This window comes from Zoogloea sp. LCSB751, from assembly GCF_002028455.1.
Classification (GTDB): Bacteria; Pseudomonadota; Gammaproteobacteria; order Burkholderiales; family Rhodocyclaceae; genus Zoogloea.
Genome location: NZ_MWUM01000134.1, coordinates 1 through 287 on the forward strand (window position 1 = coordinate 1; position 287 = coordinate 287).

Below are 287 nucleotides of genomic sequence, written 5' to 3' on the forward strand. Positions count from 1 at the left end.
TGCCCATACGGACTTCGCTCTTGGCAACGGCGACGCCGGCAGCAGTGATGGCTTCAGCCACGTCACGGGTACCGATGGAACCGAACAGCTTGCCTTCGTCGCCAGACTTGGAGGCGATGACAACGGCAGCCAGTTCACCCAGCTTGGCAGCGCGCTCTTCAGCGGCAGCTTTACCGGCAGCCAGTTTGGCTTCCAGTTCAGCACGGCGAGCATCGAAGGTCTCGATGTTGGCCTTGGTAGCCATAACGGCCTTGCCCTGCGGGATCAGATAGTTACGGGCGTAGCCA

1 protein-coding gene is annotated in these 287 nt (G+C 61.0%); it reads right to left on the minus strand.

Annotation, left to right across the window (positions count from 1 at the left end; translation table 11 throughout):
* On the minus strand, positions 1 to 287 hold a 287-nt coding region (gene rplI / locus B4920_RS26070), incomplete at both ends, for a 50S ribosomal protein L9 (RefSeq protein WP_139379662.1).